This is a genomic window from Haloplanus sp. HW8-1 (assembly GCF_023703795.1).
Taxonomy (GTDB): Archaea; Halobacteriota; Halobacteria; order Halobacteriales; family Haloferacaceae; genus Haloplanus; species Haloplanus pelagicus.
In genome coordinates, this window is record NZ_CP098518.1 from 969,711 (window position 1) to 990,543 (window position 20,833).

Sequence of the window (20,833 nt, forward strand, 5' to 3'; positions counted from 1 at the left end):
GACTACCCACCTCCCGGCCCGACGGCGGCCTCGAAGTCGCCCGTGGCGACGAGGACGCCCTCGCTGGACAGCGTGATCGGTAGCTGTGGGAGCGGCCGCCCCGGCGGGCCGCCCACGACCGCCGCGCCCGCGGTCGGGTCGAACTTCCCGAAGTGACAGGGACAGACCAGTGTGTCGCCCTCACGGTCGGAGACCATACAGCCGGCGTGAGTACACACCTTCGAGTAGGCCGCGTAGCCACTGACGGTGAAGGCCATGTTTGTCCCGCCGCCGTAGGCGTTCTCGGGGTATCGCACCAAGAGCGTCGGCGCGTTCTCGATGCCCGGCCGCGGTTCGGGGAAGACGGTGAGCTGTTCGCCCTCGGCCAGCCGATCCTCGGTGACGGGCGTCCCGTCGCCGTCGACGAGAGTGATGCCGTCGGAGTAGATCGGTCCGCTGTACCCCCGCTCGAACACCTGGGTGAGGCCGGCGAGCGGGGCGGCGAGGCTGCCGATGGCGGTCAGTCCGCCGGCCGTCGCGAGCAACTTCGCGACGTCCCGACGGCGGACGGTGGTCCGCGCGCGCTCGTCCGCGAAGATGCTCGGCCGTGTCGTCTCACCGTGGCAGGGACAGTCCTCGCAGTCGTCGTCCGACGCCGTCATCCGTCGTGCCCCCGGCGTTCGGCCACCTCGATGTGTGGCATGAACCACGCGTAGTAGGCCACGGTCGACAGCGCCAGCGAGGTGAACATCCCCGCGGCGTATAGTCCGAAGTACTGGGTCCGGGCGAGCGTCAGATACTCGCCCGTAAAGAGCGCCGCGAAGACGATGGCGAGGACGGTCAGCCCGCCCATCGCGATCAACCCCTCGATGGCGTCGGACGCGTCGTGGTACTCGACGATCCAGCGACGCCCCGTCTCCAGCCACGGCAGGGTGACGACGCCGCCGTCCGTCTCAGCGGCGGCGTCGACGTCGTCCGGGGGCCTCACCGCGTCGTTCATGAAGCGATGCGCCGCGGTCAGCGCGCCGACGAGGCCGAAGAGCGCGACCCAGACGACGACGCCGACCTGGCTCGGCGACAGTTTGTTCGGCGCATCGACGAAGCCCTCCAGCGGCCGAATCTCCGTGACACTCTCGTCGATGGCGACTTCCTCCGAGGGCGGTTCGCCGTGGAGCGCGACGAACCACATCGGCAACAGGACCGTGACGATCATCGCGCCGATCAGTAGCGTGTTGCGTCTCATGGTTGGGAATCGTTGGCGAGCGAACGATGCACTCTCCGCCCACGGATGACCTCACCTGTCGCCGCAATAAACTATCCTGAGAATTGTAATGATTTGGGAACAACGTTCGGGGCGGGATTTATGCGTGGGCCGGTTCCCAGTCGGGGACGCGGCGGGCAGCGGACCGGATGATCGACACTACTAACTCCCGGTCACGGGAACTCGGGAACGACCCGAACATGAAACTTCACGAGTATCAGGCGAAGGGCGTCTTCGCCGACGCCGGGATTCCGACGCCGGACTCCCAGTTGGCGACGAGCGTCGACGAGGCCGTCGATGCCGGGGACGCCCTCGGCTATCCGGTGGCAGTCAAGGCACAAGTCCAGGTCGGCGGGCGGGGCAAGGCCGGCGGCATCGAGATCGCGACCGACGCGGACGAACTCCGCGCGGCCGCCGAGAACATCCTGGGCATGGATCTCAAGGGATACCACGTCGACCGCGTCCTCGTCGAGTCTGCCGTCGACTTCACGAACGAACTCTACCTCGGCGTGACGATGGACCGCGGCGAAGGCGAACCCGTCGCCATGGTCTCCTCCGAGGGCGGCGTCGACATCGAGGAGGTGGCCGCGGAGACACCCGAGGCCATCGCCCGCGAACACGTCGATCCCGCGTTCGGGATGCACTCCTACCAGGCCCGGAAGGCGGTCTACGAGGCGGACATCCCCCGCGACGTCTCGCGGGCCGTCTCCTCGGTGCTGGAGACGCTGTACGACCTCTGGGAGGCCAACGACGCCAGCGAGGCGGAGATCAACCCGCTGATGGTGACCGACGGCGGCGACGTCGTCGCCGCGGACGCCGTGATGAACGTCGACGACGACGCCCTCTTTCGGCACCCCGACCTCGCCGACATGGAGGAGGAGTCCTACACCGACGACCTCGAACGCAAGGCCGGCGAATACGGCTTCGACTACGTCCGTCTCTCGGGGAACGTGGGCATCATCGGCAACGGTGCCGGTCTCGTGATGGCGACGCTCGACCTCGTCGATCATTACGGCGGCGAGCCCGCGAACTTCCTCGACATCGGCGGCGGCGCCAAGGCCGAACGTGTCGCCAACGCCCTCGATATGGTCTTTTCGGACCCGAACGTCGACTCGGTCGTGTTCAACATCTTTGGCGGCATCACTCGCGGCGACGAGGTGGCCCGCGGCATCAACGAAGCGCTCTCACAGTTCGACGAGATTCCCAAGCCCGTCGTGGTCCGCCTCGCCGGTACCAACGCCAGCGAGGGGATGGAGATCCTCGATACCAGCCTCGTACGGGTCGAGGAAACCCTAGAAGAGGCCGTCCAGCGTGCCGTCGACGACGCCGCGGAGGTGACGAACTGATGAGTGTGTTAGTCGACGCTGACACCCGCGTCGTCGTCCAGGGCATCACCGGCGGCGAGGGCAAGTTCCACGCCGGGCAGATGATCGAGTACGGCACGAACGTCGTCGCCGGCGCGGTGCCCGGCAAGGGCGGCCAGGACGTCGACGGCGTCCCAGTCTACGACACCGTCCACGAGGCGGTCCGAAAGGAGGACGCCGACGCCTCCGTCGTCCTCGTCCCACCGGCCTTTGCGGCCGACGCGCTGTTCGAGGCGCTCGACACCTCGCTGGATCTGGTCGTCGCCATCACCGAAGGCATCCCGACCCAGGACATGGCGAAGGTAAACCGTCGGCTCCGCGAGACTGACACCCACCTCGTCGGGCCGAACTGTCCCGGCGTCATCACGCCCGGCGAGGCGAAACTCGGTATCCTGCCGGGCAACATCTTCGCCCCGGGGAAGGTCGGGCTAGTCTCCCGGTCGGGCACGCTGACCTACCAGGTCGTTGACAACCTGACCAGCCGAGGCATCGGTCAGACGACCGCCATCGGCATCGGCGGCGACCCGATCATCGGCACCTCCTTCATCGACGCTCTCGAACTCTTCGAGGCCGACGAAGAGACCGAGGCGGTCGCCATGTGCGGTGAGATCGGTGGCGAAGACGAGGAGGAGGCCGCCGAGTACATCGCCACGCAGATGGACACGCCCGTGGCGGCGTTCATCGCCGGGCGGACGGCCCCGCCGGGCAAGCGCATGGGCCACGCCGGCGCCATCGTCTCCGGGAGCGGCACCGGGACGGCCGAGAGCAAGATCGACGCGCTCAACGCCGCGGGCGTTCCCGTCGGCGACACCCCCGAGGAAGTCGCCGACCACATCGAGGGCTACCTGTAGCGACTTTCGCCCCGACTGCCCGCTCACGGGCGTGACCGACCCCGCCCGGCCTACGGTGCCGTCGACGACTAGTCGTCGGTCGCTTCGTCGGCGGACTCGGCGGTCGCCTCCGTCCTATCCAGGGGCGGCAGCGACGACAGGGGCCCGTGGTAGGTCGACCGATAGCCAAAGAGGACGTCGTGACCGTCGTCGGACATGAGGACGGGCCAGAACTCCTCGTCGGCGACGAGCGAGTCGCCGTCGACGTCGGCGAACCGGTCCCCGGGCGCGACGCGTTCGAAGTTCTCGCCGCGGAAGTGGTACGTCCGCCCCGGTTCCTTGTAGATGGGTTCGGTCACCTCGTAGAACTCCGGGTTCGGATCCGGCGGATCGCCGGGGAGGACACCCGTAACCTGGAGGAAGGCAACCAGACAGTCGTAGGCGTTGTCGGCGGCCGCCGCCGACCCCTGGTGGCCCGCCTCGATGTCGACGAAGCCCGGCAGTTCGGCGGATCGGCCGTCGGCGACGACGGTGAAATCGACCACCTGTTCGACGGGCAGGTGAGCCACGATCCCGCGTTCCCGTCCGTCCAGACACGCCACGTTGGCGAAGGGACGAGCGTACGAGACCGTCGAGTGGATGCCGAGCGCGGTACAGCCTCGCACTTCGGCCATGAGTTCGTGCGCCAGTCGCTCCTCGTACTGGTCGCTCTCCGGATCGCCGGGGAGACACCGGTTGAGATCCGTATCGACGTAGCGGACGCCCCGTTCGAGGGCACGTTCGTTGGCGACGATCAGTTTCGCCGGGCGGTCGACGTCCGGGTCCTCGTCGAGGAATCGCTCGATGGCACGGGCACCACAGGGTTCGTCCCCGTGGATCGCCCCGACGACGGCTACCTCGGGGGTGCCCTCGCCGAGCGTGTAGACCTGCATGGGCGTGTCTCCGACGCCCGTGACCGAAAAACTGTCCCATCGGGAGCGCCGATAACAAGCTTGATACTCGTCGCCGGGGACCGTTCGGCCAATGAGCACCCGAGTCAGCCGTCGGGAGGTGAGGACGACGACCGGCCCGGACGGTCGTCCGGATCGGTGATCCCGTCGCCGCCGCGGGCCATCGCCCGCCGACTCGCCGCGACGGCCCGTTTATCCACGGCGAAGCGGGCGATCCTGGGATACTACGCGGAGACCGGCCGTCTCGATTACCGTGCGCTCCGGATCAAGTCGGCGGTCGACGACACGCTCGATGCCATCCTCGACGACGTGTACGACGAGATCGAGGTCGCCGTCGCCGACGAACTGGGCGTCGACGAGGACGGAGTGACGTTCGCCTACGAGACGAAGCTCACGCTGCCGGCGGAGCTGACCCTGGGCTATCTGTACCGTCGGGCGCTCGGCCGGTCGACGGCGGGCTACGATCCCGTGGCCGACGAGACGACGGGTCTTCGCGGACGGGTCGGACTCGTCGATCCGTCGGCCCCCGCGAACCGCGAGGCCCGCGAGTACGTCGAACGGGCGGAGGAAGCGACGGCGCTCATCGTCCAAGCGCTGCTCGATGGCGACATGCGCGACGCGATCAACGACGACGAGTTCGCGGACTTCGAGGTGTCGGTGGCCGGCGACCCGGTTCCCGACCCCCGCCGGGTCGCCGAGATCGCACAGGCACACCTCCAGGACGTCGTCGAGACGGCGTTCGACCGCGCGCCCGATGCGGTCAGGACCGCCTACGACGACGCAGTCGAGCGATCGGAGGCCCACCAGGAACAGGACGACCGCTTCCGTGACCTGCTGGCGGCCGCCCTCGACGGCGACGTCGACGCTGCCGGGCGCATCGACGCCGAGTACAAGTTCGCGCCCGTTCCTGCGGACGCTCCGCTTCCAGCGCGCGAGCACGACCTGCCCTATCTGCGGACGCAGTACGACCGCGTCGGCGTCATCTACCGGGGGATGCTCGACGCCTACCGCGGCATCGGCTTCGAGATCCCAGACGCGTTCGGCACGTCCATCGTCCTCGCGATCATCGGCGCGCAGATCTGGTTGGACGACGTCGACGACTACCGGGACGACGTGGCCGAGGGACAACTCACGCCCGTCACCGCCGAGTACGTCCTCGCTGGGGACGACGCGACGGCCTACGAGAACGTCGTCTCCATCACGGAGCGGTATCTCGATCTGGCGCGGGCCCACGCGGAGGCGGCCGGGTCGCCACTCAACGGCATCGCCATCGAGTACATCCTTCGCTCCGGGGAACCGGGGCGACTGCCGGGAAGCGAGGCGTAGCTACCCGGGAGCGCCGCCGCCGCCACCGGCGTACATCCGGCCGACCTCCTCGAGATCCGTCGAGCCACAGTTGTCACACGTGACGGATTCCTGCTCTTCGCTACTCGTGAAGGTCGTCTCGCACTCTTGGCACTCGTAATCGTAGAGGACCGTCTCCCCTTCGTCCGGAGCCAGTAGTTCTTTCACCTTGTCCATGAGGCTCATACGGTACCACCATCCGAACGTTATCAGTTATCATTCATAATTGTTCGTGTTGTCCATCAGTTGCGTCCCAGGTCGAGGGTCGAGCCCTCCGCCACCAGTACGCCGCGGTCGATCGCGGTCTCGATGATCCGCTCACACTGGGGTTCGGATACGTCGTACGCGCCGGTCACGAGTCCGGTCAGGTCGGCCCGATCCATCGGGAACTCGCGGTTCTGGAGGAGACGGAGGACCTTGTAATACTCCGCGGGAACGTCGTCATCGTCGTCGGCCTCCCGCGTTCCTTCGCCCCCACTCGGCGACCCTTTGTCGTCGGTGGCCGATCCAGCCGCCGCCGCTCCGTCCTCCTCGGTCGTCGCGTCGTCCGCCGCGGTGCCAGTCGGGCCGTCCGGGGGCCCCGCCGAGTCTCCGTCGTCGGTCGCCGACTCGAAGGTGACTTCCTGGTGTGACGCGGGGGCTGGATCGACCGATCCCTCACCGGACTCCGGATCGGCCGCCCCGGCCAGCGGTTCCACCACCCGGCGAAGCTTCTCGTGACAGTCCGAACACAGCACCGCCGACCGTCCGTCCCCGGAGGGATCGAGGCGTTCCGGTACCACCTCGTACTCTCGAAGCGAGTCGCCGACGGCGCCACAGAAGTAACACGACCGCAACTGGACCATACCCGCACCTCCTGCAGGCGCGTGCTAAGTGTTTTCCCTCCGGCCTCACCACGGCCTGTGTGACCGTTCGTCAGCATACATCGCAGATATTTCCACGTCCATCCTCGAACACCACGAAAATATTTAATTAGCGACGGTACGTTGGTGGCTGTGTGATGGCACGCTACGTCTGCCCCGGCTGTGATCGGGAACTGGAAGCGGGGCCGTTTCGGATGACCTGTCCGACCTGTGGCGGACGGCTGATCAACTACCGACGGTCCCGGTCCTGACCGACGCCATCGCGCCTGCCGCGGTCAGTGGACGAGTTCGTCCCGATCGACCGGTTCGGCCGTCTCCCAGTACTCTCCGAACGTTTCCGTCGCCCAGGTACGAACCGCCGTTTCGTCGGTGTCGACCGATGCTTGGAGGACGCCGTTCGTATCCCGCAGGAGCATGTGTACGACGCCGTCGGCGACGGTGACGGCCAGTGGAATCTCCCCGTCACGGACCCGCACTTTCGCGGCCGGCGTGTCGAGCAACGAGTCGAGTCGTCGCCGCAAGCCGTCGTCGTCGGCGACGGCGTCCAGGGCCCGTCGGGAGAACACTCCTCGGGACGTCATCTCGCCGGCGCTTGCCCGCTCTTCGATCACCGTGAGGCTCCCCTCGTTGAACGCGTGGGAGAACACCCGGACGCTCTCGGCGGTGCGGAGGATGTCGAGCACCCGCTTGACCGGTGCGTTCGGCTTCGTTCCGCTCGGGACGGTGATCGTCGCGTCCTTGAACCGTCGCAGATCGACCCCGAGCGCATCGGTCGGGAGATACCGAACGATCGGACGGAGTTCGCCCTCGATCTCCATGATCTCCAGCAGATCGAGGAAGCCGTCGGCGACGAGTTCCCCGGTCGCGGTGGCGACGTATCCTCCCTCGGCGCGTCGAATCCACGACCGATCCTCGAAGTCCCGGAGGATCCGCCCCAGTGTCGCCTGCGAGGCGCCGGTTGCCACCGCGAGATCCGTCCGGGTGTGTCGCTCCCTCACGAGGCGTCGAAGCACTGCCACCCGGTTCGACGAGAGGGCGAGGAACTCGATCTCCGACAGTGCGGACTCCATACCCGCAGTCCTCCCCGACGAGACAAACCACTTTCGCCCCGTGAAATCGTTGCACGCTCCGCAGGACTGTGACGGTCTACGCCTATTTCTTGCCATGAAATAATTTATGAATTAAAATATACGTGGGCGGCACGTACGGTGGTCAATGAGTCACCTACTGCGGTTCTCGGCTTACGGAACGGGCGGTAACCTCCCCTTCGACGGGGTGGGGGAGTGAACGCGGCGAATCGCCGCTCGCTCGCCGCGTTCGCGGTGGCGGGTATCCTCTTTGGCGGCACCTTCGTCGCCGCGAAAGCCGGCCTCGCGTACTTCCCGCCCCTGCTTTTCGTCGCCCTCCGGTTTGACGTCGCCGCAGTGGCGCTGCTCGGGTACGCCGCGCTCACGACGGACCGCGTGGACCTGTTTCCCCGGACGTGGCGCGACGCCGCCGGCATCCTCGCTACCGGCGTGGTCGCCATCGGGATCACGAACGCCCTGCTGTTCGTGGGACAGGAGCACACCACGAGCGCCGTGGCCGCCATCGTGTTCAGTCTCAACCCCATCCTGACGCCCCTCTTCGCGTCCCTCCTGCTCGCGGACGAACGACTCTCACTCCGGGGCGTTGCGGGCATGGCCCTCGGCTTCGTCGGCGTCGCCATGGTCGTCAACCCCGATCCAGCGACCCTGATGGCCGGCGGCGTCGGCAAGGCCATCCTCTTTACCGGTGCGGTCTCCGGCGCACTCGGCAGCGTCCTCATCAGGTGGGCCGGTGGCGGGCTGTCGAGCACGGTGCGTACCGCTTGGGGACTCCCCTTCGCGGCCCTCTGTTGTCACCTGTTCAGCGTGTGGGCGGGCGAATCCCCCGGCGCGATCACGTGGGCACCCGAGGCGGTCGCCGCCCTCACCTACGTGGGCCTACTCGCCGGGGCAGTGGCGTACATCGCCTACTTCGGCCTCCTCGACGCAGCGGGCGCCATCCGTGCGAACCTCGTGTTCTATGTGGTGCCCGTCGTCGCCGCGGTTGGTGGCTGGGCGCTCCTCGCCGAGACGATCACGGCCCTCGCCGTCGTCGGGTTCGGAACCATCTTCGTCGGCTTCGCGGTGATCGGCAGCGAGTCGATTGACCTTCCGTCGATCCGCCACCGGATCGTGGGCGGCAGCAGCGAGTCGCTCGACGTTGGGACCGACGAACCACGGGGGTTCGAGGCGGACTGAGCGCGGTTATCGCCTACGCGGACGATGTGGACGCCGACGTGATCGTTCTCGGGCATCGAGGGTTGACCTATGGGTGGTCCACTCACCTCGGGAGCGTGGCCGACTGCGTCGTTCGGAACGCGGGGCGGCCCGTCCTCGTCGTCTGAGGCTTCGGTTCGACTTTTCTCCCTCCGTCTCGTAGTCCCAATATGGATCACGTCGACTACGTGTACACGACCGGGATGGACGAATCCGACCTCGATACTCGTCTCCGGGAGGAAACGAGCGCCGTCGTCGCTCTCGCCGACGGCGACGAAGCCTACGCAGTCCCGCTGAGCGACCATTACGACGGCGACCGACCCTCCTCCGTATCAGCACCCACGACGACAACGCCGAGAAGCGTCGCTTTCTGGAGACCACCGAGACCGCCACGTTCGTCCTGTACGCTGACGACCCCGGATCGTCCTGGAGCATTCACGTCCGCGGGCCGATCCGAAAGTGGGACGACGACCCCGACGAGACGACGCTCAACCAGTGGTTCCCGCCCTTTCGGCTGTTCGACGAGGCCGTCGGAGACGTGTCCTTCTCGCTGTACGAACTGGAGATGGACACCGTGATCGGTCGGGAACAGGTGTGAGCGGTCGTCGAGTGGGACGTGACTTCCCGCCTCGGGCGTGTTTCCCGGTCGGAAACGGTTGGGGGCGTCGTATCGATCGGCTCCGAGACGCGTATGCGATCACACATCGTCGGTAGGAGTAGGAGCCAGGGGTGGGATTCGAACCCACGAAGTCTCGATTACAAGTCGAGTGCATGAACCGCCCATGCTCCCCTGGCACGCCGACAGCTTATCCGTCCCCGCGGGAGCGTTTATCGTTTTCGACCTCCTGCTCCAACGTGATCCGGTCGGGTCGATATCCCCGTCGCTCGTACAGGCGGATCGCGTCCTCGTTGTCGGCCATCGCTTCCACGCTGATGACGTCGGCACCCCGATCACGAAGAGCCGTCTCGGCGGCGTCCAGTAGCGCCGTGCCGACGCCGGACCCCCGCTGCTCGGGGACGACATAGAGGTCGTGGACGCGTCCGCGGACCGCGTCCTGCACGAGCGGTCCGCGCTCGATGCCGTACCGGACGAAGCCGACGAGCGTCGCCGCCGCTCGGGCGACGTCGAGGCGTCCGTCAGCGGCCGCGCGGGCCATCCTCTCCCTGATCGGCTCCCGACTCGCCTCCGCACGGATGTGGGATCCGTACCGACGCTGGCCGGACGCGAGCGACACCCAGAAGTCGGCAACCTGCGCCGCGTCGGCCGGTTCCGCCGGTTCGACGGTGACCATGTTCGGTCTACGGGGACGCCGCCGAAGTCAGTTCCGTCCGGTCGCATCCTCGAACTGTCCATCAGTTAAAAGAAAGGTTTATACTTGCGTCACGTTCCCACACAGCACGAGAGGATCAATGGGATTTACCGAATCGTTCACGGGCGGGCGACGGCTGACGGCCGACCGAATCCTGGCGGCCGTGTTCGTCGCCGTCGGGCTCTTTCTCGCCGGCGATCTACTCTGGGGGCTGTTGGTCTCCGGTGCGATCCGCTTCTCTCGCGTCGGCTCCCTCGTCTGGGACGGCATCATGCGTGGCCTCGTCGTCGGGCTGGCCGGCATCGGCCTCTCGATGACCTACAGCATCCTGAACTTCGCGAACTTCTCGCACGGTGACTACATCACGAGCGGCGCGTTCGCCGGGTGGGCGACGACCTACCTGCTCGCCGGTCTGGGCCGAGCGGACGTGGGGTCGCTCCTGCTCGTCGGTGCCGGTGGTTCGGTCCTCGGCGGGGCACTCGGCATCGGCGTGACGACGACGCCCGTGGCGGTCGCGGCTGGTGTCGTGGTCGCCGGCGTCGTCACCATCCTACTTGCGCTGGCGCTCGACCGGGTCGTTTACGAGCCCATCCGCTCGGAGAGCGGGATCACCCTGCTGATCACGAGCATCGGCGTCGCGTTCGCACTTCGCTACCTGATCCAGTTCGTCTTCGGCTCCAGCGTTCGCGGAACCACCGCTGCCGGCGCCATCCCGCAGGTGCCGCTCTACTTCGTCGACGGGGTCGTCCGCGTCGACGCCCACGACGTCACCCTCCTCGTCGTCTCCGTGGGGCTGATGCTCGCCGTTCATCTCCTCCTCCAGCGGACGAAACTCGGCAAGGCGATGCGGGCGATGTCCGACGACGAGGACCTCGCGCGCATCACGGGCATCCCGACCGAACGGGTCGTCCGTGCGACTTGGATCGTCGGCGGCGGCCTCACCGGCGTCGCCGGCTACGTGTTCGTCCTCTGGAAGGGGACCCTCGGGTTCAACGACGGCTGGCTGCTCCTCCTCCTGATCTTCGCGGCGGTCATCCTCGGCGGGATCGGCTCCATCTACGGCGCCATCGTCGGCGGCCTCGTCATCGGCGTCACAGCCTCCGTCTCCGTGCTCTGGATCCCCGCCGCCTTCTCGCGGGCCGCCGCGTTCGTCGTGATGATCGTCATCCTGCTCGTCCGCCCCCAGGGGCTGTTCTCCGGGAGGTCGACCGCATGAGCGCCGTCGACTCCGCGAGACGGCTCTGGGAGGAGGACGCGGCCAAGATCACTGCCGTCCTGTTCGCCATCTACGCCGCGTATCTACTGAGCGGGCTCGTCCTCGGCTACAGTCTCCGTGGCCAGTTGAACTCCCTTGCGTCGCTGACTTTCTACATCGGCGTCTTCGCCACGCTCGCGCTCGCGCTGAACCTCCACTGGGGGTACACCGGCCTGTTCAACATCGGCGTCGTGGGCTTCATGGCCGTCGGCATCTACGTGATGGCGTTCGTCTCCAAACCCCTGTACGGCTCCGGCGGCGCAGCCCAGGTCGGCGGCCTCGGTCTTCCCATTCCGGTCGGCATCCTCGCCGGGATGGCCGCCGCCGCGCTCCTCGGGTTCGTCGTCGCCCTTCCCGCGCTCCGCCTCCGCGCGGACTACCTCGCCATCGTCACCATCGCCATGTCAGAAATCGTTCGCTTTACCTTCCTCTCCTCGACGTTCCAGCGGTTCCAGGTCCCTCACACCCTCGCCGGAGACACCACCCGCGTCGGCTTCGGCGGTGGGAGCGGCCTCATCCTCGATTTCCCCGACCCCCTGCTGGCGTTCATCGACATGCTCGGTCTCTCGGGCGTCTACGGCGGCCTCGTCGCACTCGTCGGGCGGGTAGTGCCGAACAACCCCGACCCCATCGTCCACAGCCTGGTCTACGGGATCGTCCTCCTCGGGATCGTCGCCGCCTACTTCTGGCTCCTGAAGCGGACCGGCGAGTCGCCGTTCGGCCGCGTGCTGAAGGCGATCCGTGAGGACGAGGACGTGGCCCGCGCCCTCGGCAAGAACACCGACCGGTTCAAGATCAAATCGTTCATGCTCGGTTGTGCGCTGATGGGTCTGGTCGGCATCCTCTGGCTGATGGGACAGGGGGCAGTCACGCCCAACTTCTTCCGCCCGCGACTCACCTTCTTCGTCTGGATCGCGCTCATCATCGGCGGCGCCGGATCGAACACCGGCAGCGTGATCGGGGGGGCCATCTTCGCGGCCGCACTCTACCAGGGACCGCTGTACTTCCAGAACCTCGTCACGAGCGTCTTCCAGCCCGGCGACGCGCCGGGGAGCTTCGGGCCCGCCGTCGCGCCGCTGATCGCCGAACTCGATCCCGTCCCCTTCCTGGTTTATACGCTCGACTCCGTCCGCCAGCTCCAGCTCGTCGTCATGGGCGTGGTGTTGGTCTGGCTGATGCACAACCGCCCCCAGGGGATACTCGGCCACCGCAAGGAGACGGCGGCTGCCATTCCTCTCGTCGGTCGATCGGCCACCGAGGCGGCCGGGAACGAGGCCGCCACCGAATCCGACGGAGGTGAGGAGGGTGAGTGACGCCGCGGAGCGGTCGCGACCCGAGGTCACCGACACGCCACTCCGGGTCGAGGGACTGGAGAAGCGCTTCGGCGGCATCACCGCCGTCGACGGTGCGACGTTCGAGGTCGAGCGGGGCACCCTCACGGGGCTGATCGGGCCGAACGGTGCCGGCAAATCGACGACGTTCGATCTCATCACCGGGATGCTCACCCCCGACGCCGGGAGCGTTGTCTTCGACGACGAGGACATCACCGGGCTCGACCCTCACCGGATCGCCGACCGCGGTCTGGTCCGCACCTTCCAGATCGCCCGCGAACTCAAGGAGATGACGGTCCTGGAGAACATGATGCTCGCCCCGAAGGCCCAGCGTGGCGAGCGGCTCTGGCGGTCGTTCCTCCCCGGCGCCCGCGGGAGCGTCGTCGAACAGGAGACGGAACTGCTCGATCGGGTGTGGGAGACCCTGGAGTTCTTCGAGATCGAGCACCTCGCCGAGGAGTACGCCGGCAACCTCTCGGGGGGGCAGCGAAAGCTGCTCGAGATGGCGCGGGCGCTGTTGACCGATCCCGACGTCCTGCTGCTCGACGAGCCCTTCGCCGGCGTCAATCCGACCCTCGAGAGCCGACTGCTCGAACACGTCCACGAACTCCGGGATCAGGGGTATACGTTCCTGCTCGTCGAACACGACATGGATCTCATCATGAACAACTGCCGGCACGTTATCGTGATGCATCAGGGACGGATCCTGACCGAGGGGACCCCCGCGGAGGTCAAGGCGAACGAGGAGGTCATCGAGGCGTATCTGGGAGGCGACGTATGAGTGTTGACGGTGACTTGCTCGTCGTCGAGGACCTCGACGCCGGCTACGACGACCTGCAGATCCTCGACGGCGTCGACCTGACCGTCGACGACGAGGAGTACGTGACCATCGTCGGCCCGAACGGCGCCGGCAAGTCGACCGTGATGAAGTCCGTCTTCGGGCTGACGACACACATGGGCGGGACGATCCGGTTCGACGGCGCGGACATCACCGATCGCTCGCCCGAGGAGATCATCCACGAGGGCATCGGCTACGTCCCCCAGTCCGACAACGTGTTCGCGTCCCTCTCCGTCCGGGAGAACCTGGAGATGGGCGCGTACATCCTCGACGAGATCCCAGAAGAGCGGCTCGGGGCGGTGTTCGAGCGCTTCCCGATCCTCGAAGAGCGACAGGCCCAGTCCGCGGGGACGCTCAGCGGCGGGCAACGCCAGATGCTCGCGATGGGACGGGCGCTCATGCTCGATCCGGGACTCCTCCTGCTGGACGAACCCAGTGCCGGTCTCGCCCCGGATCTGGTCGACGAGATGTTCGATCGAATCGACGGGATCAACGACGCCGGGACCGCGATACTGATGGTCGAACAGAACGCGAAGGAAGCACTCCGGCGGTGTGATCGCGGCTACGTCCTCGCCAACGGACGGAATCGGTTCGAGGGCGACGGACGGACGCTCCTCGACGACGAGGAAGTCCGCCGCGAGTTCCTCGGCGGCTAGCCCGACAGCGCCGTCTCGATGACCGAGGAGTACGACGACTCACCGATGTTGAACGCCACCTGATCGGTGACCGTCCCGTCGAAGGCGTTCTCGAACACTTCGGTGAAGCGATTCGAGAGCTGTTGGCCGTAGTCGTTGTTGACGTAGAGCGTCGCAGCCGTCGAGTTACCGAGCCGATCGGAGGCTACCTGTGCCATCACCCGTCCCTGTAGCTGATCCGAGGGGGCCGTCCGGAAGATGTAGTCGTCGTCCTCGAGGTTGGTGACCGAGAGCGCGGTACTCGACGGCGAACAGCCGACGATCTGGTTGGGGATGAACACTTCCTGTGAGACGGGGACGTTCACGCCCGAAGACGCCGAGCCACAGACGCTCGGCATGCCCGCGTTGACGAGCGTCTCCGCCGCCGTGACCCCCGCCGAGGGCGAGGTTTGGGTGTCCTCGACCTGCGCGTTGACCTCCAGATCCAGGTCCGAGTCGTTGACCTGCCGGGCCGGCAACTGGGCCGCCTGGATCATCGGGCCGCCGACGGACGCGAGGTCACCCGTCTCCGGCAGCAGGATGCCCACGTCGATGGTCCGGCCCACCCCGCCCGGTCCGCTGTCGGCGCTCGGCCCGCCGCCATCCGGGTTCTCGCTCTCGAAGTTCTGGACCTCGATCTGTGTGGTTCCTTCGGTGTCGGCGCCCTGGAACTCCCAGATGGAGTAGGCCGCGGAGGCGGGGTCGCCCGCCGAATTGAAGTTGGTCGAACTGGAGGCGCCCTGGTAGTTGATGTCCTCGCCGTTCGCCGCCGCTTCGACGGCGTCGAGGAAGTTCTGGGGGCCGTACTCGTCGCCGCCGGGGTTGGCGATCCGGCGCATCTGATCCTTGACGGACGTCCCGTCGTTCTCCCCCGCCGCCGCGTTCGCGAGGATCTGAATGGCGACCGAGTCGTAGGACTGTGAGGTGAACACGCCCGGCGAGGAGTCATACTGGTTCTGGAACAACTCGTTGAACGCCTCCTGGTTGGGCCCGCCCGCGGCGGGCGCCGTTCCGATGACGTTGGCCATGTCGTTGCCGACTTGTCCGGGCATGGCACCGTCGCGGAGGCCGTCCGGGACGAGGATGTCCTGTTCGCCACTCGACATGGAGTAGTAGTCGCGGAACAGCTGGATCCCGCTCTCGGGGTAGCCGATGACGACGAGCATATCGGGTCCGCCGTCGCCGCCGTCGCCGCCGCCGTTACCGTTGCTGCCGATACATCCTGCGAGTCCGACGGTACCGGCCGTTCCGGCACCGACCAGGAAAGCACGTCGACCGATATCGCGTACCATACAGTGTGCAACGGTCGGATAATTTATAAACTCTTCCGAGAACTTTCCCCAGTCGCTGGCGTTGCCCGCCGCGACGTCTCCGCGACGCGTCGTCGGTTGGTACCGGAGGGGCCGCGCGTCTCAGGCGTCGCCGACGAACGCTTCGGCGCCCTCGTAGAACCAGTAGCCGTTCTCGCGCATCGCCTCGCCGAGGGCACGGTGGAGTGCGACAAAGTCCTCGAACTCGTCCTCGTCGACACCCTCGAAGACGTCGCGCACCGAGACGACCGTCTCGAAGTCGATTCGCACGGGGTCGTCCCCGTACTCCTCGACGAACGCCGCGACGTCGAGCGGGAAGTCCTCCTCTTCGTCCACCTTCTTCGCGATGACGGCGTGACCGTACTTCCGTCGGCCCTCGCTTCCCTCCTCGCCGTCGGGGTCGTGTGGCCAGTCCATACCCGACCCTCGGACGGGCGGCCCAAAGCCGTTACGTTCGGTCCGCGAAAAGTGGGGGGTCGGTCACCACGGGGTGAACCGGTGTACGTTTCGGGCGTGTTCGAGGAGTTCCTCCGTCGAATCGAAAGACTCACCACACCCACACCGGTGCAACGACGCCGGGGTCGACCCCTGTGTCGACATACACGACCGTTGTACGTCCACATATATAATTATTGTTCGGATCGTTTGGTGACGTGTATCGTGGTGACTCGTCGCACGGTCGCCTTTCCACTGGCGGTCGCGACAAAACGGTGGGACTTCCGCGAGTGAGCGGTCACCGACAGATCGAGACGAACGGAGTGAATCGAGAGAGGTCGGTCGGACTCGGATTCGAACCACGGTCGGACGCTATCTTGCTCGCTTCGCTCGCAAGACTGCGACCCCCCCGATTCGAATCTCAGTGGCCGCTTTTCGCTCACTGGGGTTCGCGACAAAACGGTGGGACTGGGATTCGAACCCAGGAAGCCGTGAGGCTACCTGCTTTCAAGGCAGGCGCAATGGGCCGCTCTGCCATCCCACCACGACCTGTCGGTCGTAACCCTGCGCAGTCCGGCGATTATCTCAATCCATCGGTCAATCCAGCATGAACTCCGCTCAACCCATCGAACCTGAGTCGAACCGACTCCAAACCGCTCACACGCCGGATCATGGCAGGTACACGGACGTCTGACCGGGAATCAGTTGAAGGTGTCGTTCTTATTAGCGAGCCAGCCCTCAACGCGCTGACTGAGTGGTAACGTATCTCGACAACGTCAAGCTTGCCGTCAGATCCTCCTTCGGGTGCAACGACGATCCGTTGGGTACGGATATCAAGGTCGAAGGCGGAAAGTCGGGGGGTCGTACAGCCGAGGGACTACTCCACCAACCTGGAACGGCAGCGGACTAGAGATACTGTCCTCGAATACGAGAGCGTCCAGTCCTACGCCACCCTCGCTCCAGAGAAGCGACGGCAGCGAATGATGTGTTTCGCGGAACGCTTCGCGAAAGGGTGAACGATATTGGCCGAGAAGACTGGGAGTGGGCTAGCGGCGTCAAATACGTCTCTCTCGTCAACGTGTCCCTCGACGGAGGACTCCGCCCGGTCGAAGCCGGTCGCGCAACCGTCAATCGGGCCGTCTCGACGACTGCGTCCTCCGGATTCCCGAAGAAGAATCGTCGAAGAGCACCGGTGACTGGCAGGTGCGTCTCACCGAAACGACGACTGGTGTCTAGCTCGGTCGCTGGAGGAACGCGGGTTATACGACAGACACGCCGATACGGACGCGCTCGACGACATCGGATGGTGTAGTGATCGTCAGGCGACCAGATCCTTGTTAATAATCACCGTCTGTGAGGGGTTGTGAACAACGCGTACGGAGATCGCGCTCCCTCGTCTCAGTTCACAATCCCCTTTTGCTATCCGGAAAATAATGCTGTCGCCAGTGGTGTACTGCCCTCCCTGTAAGAGCGCCACGCCGTTATCCACACCGTCTACCTGATTGTCGATCGTATTCAACGAACTCTCGTCAAAAATGTCATCCCCCTCGATTTGCCCATCTGATTCGCGGATCGCATTGCCCGATCCTGCTGGAAGATTGACTATTCGTCCTTGTTTCGTTCCTGCTTCACACTCAGCCCGCACCGATATCTCGATATCCGAGACTGCGATAGAGTCACCGGCAACATGCATCAATTTGACAATACTTCCACTGTCCCCTTCTTGTGGTATAAACTCGCCACTCGTCTGAGCAACCATCGGCGCGGGGTCGTTGAGGTTCTCTGTAAAACCGAGAGCGAACGAAGCGATAGTCGCGGCTAAGATAACGACAATCGCGACCAGTAAAATAACCGAGATAACGGACGAGACGGCTCGATTTCCACGCACGATCTGTATCTCGAGTCGTATGATAATACAGGGTCGTTTGAACCCTTTATTGTATCGACTCCGTATTCAGCCCGCTGCTCCTGTCGATTGCTGAGAACTTCAAGAGAGACCTATTCACAACATCCGACCGACGTTGCCAACGGCTGACTTCGGGGAGGCGCGGAACAGCATCACCTCCCGACGCTCCCATCCGTCCAGATGTAGATCCCGATCCAGAACTGAGCCACGTATTTTGTTACCAGGGTCACGTGCCGATGGATGCTCCCGCCGGGAGTTCGCCGATCTGAGGTTCCTGTCTCGGAAGATGCGCGCAATAGGTCGCTCTCTCACCACGGCGCTTCGAACCCCCTGCCGATCAGAGGCCGTTCGCCGTCCTTGCGGACGGATCGTCGACGCTCAGCTCCGGACGAGCCGTGGCTCCGCCCCATCGCGATCCACCCGGAGGCCAATCCGGTCCAGAAACGCGGCGGTGTTCGCGGGGACGATCCGTTCGGCGTCGACTCGCGCGTTCAGGAGGGGGAGCACGTCCACCAGGTCCGCGCCCGTCTCGAGGACCGGCTGGATCGGCAGGAAGTCGACGTCGTGGCCGGCGTCGCGTCCCCGGTCGGTGAGCGTCTCCACGGCCGGCGGGGTGAACGCGTCGGCGAAGTCGACGGGGTCGGTGAAGCCGGCGTAGTAGACCCGCCCGCGGGTCGACGCGCCGAGGACGACTTCGGCTCTGCGGAGCTTCATCGCCGCGTTGTCGACGAGCGTACGGGTCAGAAACGGCGCCGACCCCTGAACGACGGCCGCGGAGGTGACGCCTTCCTCGCGCAAGAGATGCGTGATCGTGTTGCCCGCACGGGCGTCGAACGCCGATCCGACCTGTGGCTCGAACCGTGCGTCGCCCGGATCGTCGAGGGCGCCGGCCGCGAGCGCCCGGACCGCCGCCTTCGCGGTCGTGTCGGTGACGTGTTCGGACGGCAGGAGGTCGTCCGGACGGTAGTTGACGAGGAGGTCGCCACCCGAACGGGAGACGGCGACGAAGACGTCGCGACACATCGCGGCGTAACACTCCGCGGCCTCTGCCTCGGTCAGGGGGCTGGTCGCCGCGAGGTCGGTCGCGACAAGTCCCTCGCGTGGGGGGTCCGCCATGACAGCGATGGTGGTCATGGCTCCCGTTCGTGGCGGCGTGGCCTTGAACGCGCCGGTCCGGGATCAGTCGCGGGCGCCGCTTCGGCCCTTCGTCTGTCGATAGTCCCGGTCGAGCACCGACTCGGCGACGTGTTCGACGAACGCGTCGGTGTCGGCGTCGGTCTGATCGCTCAGGCCCTGCATCGGAACGAGTTCGAACCCGCGTCCGCGGATCGTCGTCGCGTGACACTCCTCGACGGAGAGCGCGTCGGCGTCCCGCGTCGTGTGTTCGACCGCCACCCCCCGAAGTGCCAGCGCACCGATCGGGACGATGATCTCCGGATTGATCATCCGCACGTCGGCGGTCAGATAGGCGTCACAGGTCGCGACTTCCTCGTCCGTCGGTCCGCGGTCGGGGTGCCGACAGCGGGTGAGGTAGGTTAGGTAGGCATTGTCGAGTTCGGGTTCGGCGGCGTCGGCTGGCGAGTTCGAGAAGCCGAGGTCGCCCAGGATCCGCTGGAGGCGACGGCCGGCGTCGTCGCCGGTGAAGGGGATGCCGGTGCGGTCCGCTCCGGGTCCGGGCCGGCCGCCGACGAACATGAAGTCCGCTCCCACGTCGCCGTAGCCGTGGACGACGTTCGTCCGCACGTCACGGAGGTTCGGGCAGTTCCGACACTCCTCGTCCATGCCGAACGGGTTGTCGGGGTGTTCCTGTGCTGGGTCCACACGCACTGCAAGGCTCCCCTGAGTGAAAAGCGGTCGGTCCCGACCGGGCTTAGGAGTTCGAGACGCGCCGCCGGTTGACGACGCCGACGTTGTTGGCGACGTCCTCGGTGATGACGCGGAAGGCGTCGGCTGTGGGGTTGTCGTCTTTCAGGACCATCGGCTCGCCACCCGTTCGGATCTCGGGGTCGAGCGGGACTCCTCCCAGATAGGGGAGGTCGTTGGCCTCCGCTAGCCCGCGACCGCCGCCGGAGCCGAACACGTCGTGTTCGCCGCCGCAGTCCGGACAGATGAAGGTGCTCATGTTCTCGATCAGACCGAGAACGTTCGTGTCGTGGCGGCCGAACATCCGGATGCCCTTGCGGGCGTCGTCGACGGCGACTTCCTCGGGCGTGGTGACGATGACGGCACCGGTAAGCGGGAGGGTCTGGAGGATGGTGAGTTGGGTGTCGCCGGTACCGGGTGGCAAGTCGAGCACGAGGTAGTCGAGTTCGCCCCACTTCACGTCCTCGACAAGTTGGGTGAGCACCTGGTGGACCATCGGGCCACGCCAGATGACCGGGTCGTCCTCGCCGACCATGAACGCCATACTGATGAGCTTCACGCCGAACCGCTCGGGCGGGACGATGGTGTCGTCGTCGGTCGTAGTCGGGGGATCTTCGGAATCGAGCATCCGGGGGACGTTCGGCCCGTAGACGTCGGTGTCGAACAGGCCGACACGAGCCCCGAGTTTCGACAGGCCGGCCGCGAGGTTCACCGCGACGGTCGATTTGCCGACGCCGCCCTTCCCGGAGGCGACCGCCACGATGTTTTTCACGCCCGGTAACACCTCGTCGTCGCGTAGTTCGGCCGGCCGTTTCGCCGTGAGATCCACGTCCAGTCCGGCCGCCCCGAGGGTCTCCCGTACGTCGGCGGCGATGGCACTCTCCGAGGGGGCGTAGGGCGCCCCAAGTGCCAGCGAAACCTTCGCCGTCTCCCCCTCGACGGCCACGCCGTTGACCAGTCCCAGCGACACGATATCGTCGCCGAGATCGGGGTCGGTCACCTGGCCGAGCAACTCCCGTACGTCGGCTTTGTCCATGC

Annotated in this window: 22 protein-coding genes and 2 tRNA genes; 9 read left to right on the top strand and 15 right to left on the bottom strand. The window is 66.1% G+C overall.

What is annotated here, in order from left to right:
• Positions 1 to 2: 2 nt before the first annotated feature.
• Positions 3 to 641, bottom strand: a complete 639-nt coding sequence (locus NBT82_RS05195) for a QcrA and Rieske domain-containing protein (protein ID WP_251330510.1) — start codon at positions 639 to 641, stop codon at positions 3 to 5.
• On the bottom strand, positions 638 to 1,222 hold the full coding sequence (locus NBT82_RS05200) for a hypothetical protein (RefSeq protein WP_251330511.1): 585 nt from the start codon (positions 1,220 to 1,222) through the stop codon (positions 638 to 640). The genes NBT82_RS05195 and NBT82_RS05200 overlap by 4 nt, the downstream gene beginning before the upstream one ends.
• A gap of 218 nt (positions 1,223 to 1,440) precedes the next feature.
• Here NBT82_RS05200 and sucC point away from each other — a divergent pair, with 218 nt between their 5' ends.
• Both sucC and sucD read left to right on the top strand, forming a co-directional pair.
• Positions 1,441 to 2,586: an ADP-forming succinate--CoA ligase subunit beta gene (sucC, locus tag NBT82_RS05205; RefSeq protein WP_251331354.1), complete on the top strand. Its 1,146-nt coding sequence runs from the start codon at positions 1,441 to 1,443 to the stop codon at positions 2,584 to 2,586.
• On the top strand, positions 2,586 to 3,455 hold the full coding sequence (sucD, locus tag NBT82_RS05210) for a succinate--CoA ligase subunit alpha (protein ID WP_251330512.1): 870 nt from the start codon (positions 2,586 to 2,588) through the stop codon (positions 3,453 to 3,455). The genes sucC and sucD overlap by 1 nt, the downstream gene beginning before the upstream one ends.
• Before the next feature lie 68 nt (positions 3,456 to 3,523).
• Here sucD and NBT82_RS05215 read toward each other — a convergent pair whose 3' ends face one another.
• Positions 3,524 to 4,366, bottom strand: a complete 843-nt coding sequence (locus NBT82_RS05215; protein WP_251330513.1) for a M14 family metallopeptidase — start codon at positions 4,364 to 4,366, stop codon at positions 3,524 to 3,526.
• 156 nt (positions 4,367 to 4,522) lie between these two features.
• On the opposite strand from NBT82_RS05215, the gene NBT82_RS05220 reads away from it, so the two are divergent.
• Positions 4,523 to 5,710, top strand: coding sequence for a hypothetical protein (locus NBT82_RS05220; protein WP_251330514.1), 1,188 nt, complete (start codon positions 4,523 to 4,525; stop codon positions 5,708 to 5,710).
• On the opposite strand, the gene NBT82_RS05225 is transcribed toward NBT82_RS05220, so the two are convergent.
• From NBT82_RS05225 to NBT82_RS05235, 3 genes are all read right to left on the bottom strand, one after another.
• Positions 5,711 to 5,914 carry an FmdB family zinc ribbon protein gene (locus NBT82_RS05225; protein WP_251330515.1) on the bottom strand — a complete coding sequence of 68 codons (204 nt, stop codon included), beginning with the start codon at positions 5,912 to 5,914 and terminating at the stop codon, positions 5,711 to 5,713.
• Between the two features lie 56 nt (positions 5,915 to 5,970).
• The gene (locus NBT82_RS05230; RefSeq protein ID WP_251330516.1) at positions 5,971 to 6,573 is read right to left on the bottom strand and encodes a hypothetical protein; all 603 of its coding nucleotides are present in this window, start codon (positions 6,571 to 6,573) and stop codon (positions 5,971 to 5,973) included.
• A gap of 293 nt (positions 6,574 to 6,866) precedes the next feature.
• Positions 6,867 to 7,661, bottom strand: a complete 795-nt coding sequence (locus NBT82_RS05235) for a helix-turn-helix transcriptional regulator (protein ID WP_251330517.1) — start codon at positions 7,659 to 7,661, stop codon at positions 6,867 to 6,869.
• A gap of 213 nt (positions 7,662 to 7,874) precedes the next feature.
• Here NBT82_RS05235 and NBT82_RS05240 point away from each other — a divergent pair, with 213 nt between their 5' ends.
• Both NBT82_RS05240 and NBT82_RS20150 read left to right on the top strand, forming a co-directional pair.
• Complete coding sequence (locus NBT82_RS05240) at positions 7,875 to 8,855, top strand: DMT family transporter (protein WP_251330518.1); 981 nt, start codon at positions 7,875 to 7,877, stop codon at positions 8,853 to 8,855.
• An 8-nt stretch (positions 8,856 to 8,863) separates the two neighbouring features.
• Positions 8,864 to 9,001 (top strand): universal stress protein, encoded by a 138-nt coding sequence (locus NBT82_RS20150; RefSeq protein ID WP_345780713.1) that lies wholly within the window; start codon positions 8,864 to 8,866, stop codon positions 8,999 to 9,001.
• A 593-nt stretch (positions 9,002 to 9,594) separates the two neighbouring features.
• Here the strand turns inward: NBT82_RS20150 and NBT82_RS05245 are convergent.
• Positions 9,595 to 9,668, bottom strand: a tRNA-Thr gene (locus tag NBT82_RS05245).
• Positions 9,669 to 9,679: 11 nt separating this feature from the next.
• Positions 9,680 to 10,165: a GNAT family N-acetyltransferase gene (locus tag NBT82_RS05250; protein WP_251330519.1), complete on the bottom strand. Its 486-nt coding sequence runs from the start codon at positions 10,163 to 10,165 to the stop codon at positions 9,680 to 9,682.
• 289 nt (positions 10,166 to 10,454) lie between these two features.
• On the opposite strand from NBT82_RS05250, the gene NBT82_RS05255 reads away from it, so the two are divergent.
• Genes NBT82_RS05255 through NBT82_RS05270 form a run of 4 tightly spaced genes read left to right on the top strand, consistent with a single transcriptional unit; the run spans position 10,455 to position 14,263 of the window.
• The gene (locus tag NBT82_RS05255) at positions 10,455 to 11,399 is read left to right on the top strand and encodes a branched-chain amino acid ABC transporter permease (protein ID WP_251331355.1); all 945 of its coding nucleotides are present in this window, start codon (positions 10,455 to 10,457) and stop codon (positions 11,397 to 11,399) included.
• Positions 11,396 to 12,751: a branched-chain amino acid ABC transporter permease gene (locus NBT82_RS05260; RefSeq protein ID WP_251330520.1), complete on the top strand. Its 1,356-nt coding sequence runs from the start codon at positions 11,396 to 11,398 to the stop codon at positions 12,749 to 12,751. The genes NBT82_RS05255 and NBT82_RS05260 overlap by 4 nt, the downstream gene beginning before the upstream one ends.
• Entirely contained in the window at positions 12,735 to 13,550 is an 816-nt protein-coding gene (locus NBT82_RS05265) for an ABC transporter ATP-binding protein (RefSeq protein WP_425601763.1), read from the top strand. Before NBT82_RS05260 ends, NBT82_RS05265 begins: the two co-directional genes overlap by 17 nt.
• The gene (locus NBT82_RS05270) at positions 13,547 to 14,263 is read left to right on the top strand and encodes an ABC transporter ATP-binding protein (RefSeq protein ID WP_251330522.1); all 717 of its coding nucleotides are present in this window, start codon (positions 13,547 to 13,549) and stop codon (positions 14,261 to 14,263) included. Before NBT82_RS05265 ends, NBT82_RS05270 begins: the two co-directional genes overlap by 4 nt.
• Here the strand turns inward: NBT82_RS05270 and NBT82_RS05275 are convergent.
• The 7 genes from NBT82_RS05275 to NBT82_RS05305 all read right to left on the bottom strand — a co-directional run bounded on the left by NBT82_RS05275 (position 14,260) and on the right by NBT82_RS05305 (position 20,831).
• A complete protein-coding gene (locus NBT82_RS05275; protein WP_251330523.1) occupies positions 14,260 to 15,573 on the bottom strand; it encodes an ABC transporter substrate-binding protein in 1,314 nt (437 codons plus the stop codon). The two genes, NBT82_RS05270 and NBT82_RS05275, sit on opposite strands and share 4 nt — an antisense overlap.
• 120 nt (positions 15,574 to 15,693) lie before the next feature.
• The gene (locus NBT82_RS05280; RefSeq protein WP_251330524.1) at positions 15,694 to 16,008 is read right to left on the bottom strand and encodes a DUF5785 family protein; all 315 of its coding nucleotides are present in this window, start codon (positions 16,006 to 16,008) and stop codon (positions 15,694 to 15,696) included.
• A 478-nt stretch (positions 16,009 to 16,486) separates the two neighbouring features.
• A tRNA-Ser gene (locus tag NBT82_RS05285) sits at positions 16,487 to 16,570 on the bottom strand.
• A 774-nt stretch (positions 16,571 to 17,344) separates the two neighbouring features.
• On the bottom strand, positions 17,345 to 17,914 hold the full coding sequence (locus NBT82_RS05290; RefSeq protein ID WP_251330525.1) for a type IV pilin domain-containing protein: 570 nt from the start codon (positions 17,912 to 17,914) through the stop codon (positions 17,345 to 17,347).
• A 396-nt stretch (positions 17,915 to 18,310) separates the two neighbouring features.
• A complete protein-coding gene (locus tag NBT82_RS05295) occupies positions 18,311 to 19,066 on the bottom strand; it encodes a DUF2064 domain-containing protein (RefSeq protein ID WP_251330526.1) in 756 nt (251 codons plus the stop codon).
• A 45-nt stretch (positions 19,067 to 19,111) separates the two neighbouring features.
• Positions 19,112 to 19,753 (bottom strand): uracil-DNA glycosylase, encoded by a 642-nt coding sequence (locus NBT82_RS05300; RefSeq protein ID WP_425601764.1) that lies wholly within the window; start codon positions 19,751 to 19,753, stop codon positions 19,112 to 19,114.
• Positions 19,754 to 19,802: 49 nt separating this feature from the next.
• Positions 19,803 to 20,831: an Mrp/NBP35 family ATP-binding protein gene (locus NBT82_RS05305; protein ID WP_251330527.1), complete on the bottom strand. Its 1,029-nt coding sequence runs from the start codon at positions 20,829 to 20,831 to the stop codon at positions 19,803 to 19,805.
• Positions 20,832 to 20,833 lie beyond the last annotated feature (2 nt).

What these genes read in the sequence shown, in the direction of transcription:
- NBT82_RS05195 (WP_251330510.1), bottom strand. Translation starts at nt 641, where the DNA reads ATGACGGCGTCGGACGACGACTGCGAGGACTGTCCCTGCCACGGTGAG.
- NBT82_RS05200 (WP_251330511.1), bottom strand. Translation starts at nt 1,222, where the DNA reads ATGAGACGCAACACGCTACTGATCGGCGCGATGATCGTCACGGTCCTG.
- sucC (WP_251331354.1), top strand. Translation starts at nt 1,441, where the DNA reads ATGAAACTTCACGAGTATCAGGCGAAGGGCGTCTTCGCCGACGCCGGG.
- sucD (WP_251330512.1), top strand. Translation starts at nt 2,586, where the DNA reads ATGAGTGTGTTAGTCGACGCTGACACCCGCGTCGTCGTCCAGGGCATC.
- NBT82_RS05215 (WP_251330513.1), bottom strand. Translation starts at nt 4,366, where the DNA reads ATGCAGGTCTACACGCTCGGCGAGGGCACCCCCGAGGTAGCCGTCGTC.
- NBT82_RS05225 (WP_251330515.1), bottom strand. Translation starts at nt 5,914, where the DNA reads ATGAGCCTCATGGACAAGGTGAAAGAACTACTGGCTCCGGACGAAGGG.
- NBT82_RS05230 (WP_251330516.1), bottom strand. Translation starts at nt 6,573, where the DNA reads ATGGTCCAGTTGCGGTCGTGTTACTTCTGTGGCGCCGTCGGCGACTCG.
- NBT82_RS05235 (WP_251330517.1), bottom strand. Translation starts at nt 7,661, where the DNA reads ATGGAGTCCGCACTGTCGGAGATCGAGTTCCTCGCCCTCTCGTCGAAC.
- NBT82_RS05250 (WP_251330519.1), bottom strand. Translation starts at nt 10,165, where the DNA reads ATGGTCACCGTCGAACCGGCGGAACCGGCCGACGCGGCGCAGGTTGCC.
- NBT82_RS05255 (WP_251331355.1), top strand. Translation starts at nt 10,455, where the DNA reads ATGCGTGGCCTCGTCGTCGGGCTGGCCGGCATCGGCCTCTCGATGACC.
- NBT82_RS05260 (WP_251330520.1), top strand. Translation starts at nt 11,396, where the DNA reads ATGAGCGCCGTCGACTCCGCGAGACGGCTCTGGGAGGAGGACGCGGCC.
- NBT82_RS05270 (WP_251330522.1), top strand. Translation starts at nt 13,547, where the DNA reads ATGAGTGTTGACGGTGACTTGCTCGTCGTCGAGGACCTCGACGCCGGC.
- NBT82_RS05275 (WP_251330523.1), bottom strand. Translation starts at nt 15,573, where the DNA reads ATGGTACGCGATATCGGTCGACGTGCTTTCCTGGTCGGTGCCGGAACG.
- NBT82_RS05280 (WP_251330524.1), bottom strand. Translation starts at nt 16,008, where the DNA reads ATGGACTGGCCACACGACCCCGACGGCGAGGAGGGAAGCGAGGGCCGA.
- NBT82_RS05295 (WP_251330526.1), bottom strand. Translation starts at nt 19,066, where the DNA reads ATGACCACCATCGCTGTCATGGCGGACCCCCCACGCGAGGGACTTGTC.
- NBT82_RS05305 (WP_251330527.1), bottom strand. Translation starts at nt 20,831, where the DNA reads ATGGACAAAGCCGACGTACGGGAGTTGCTCGGCCAGGTGACCGACCCC.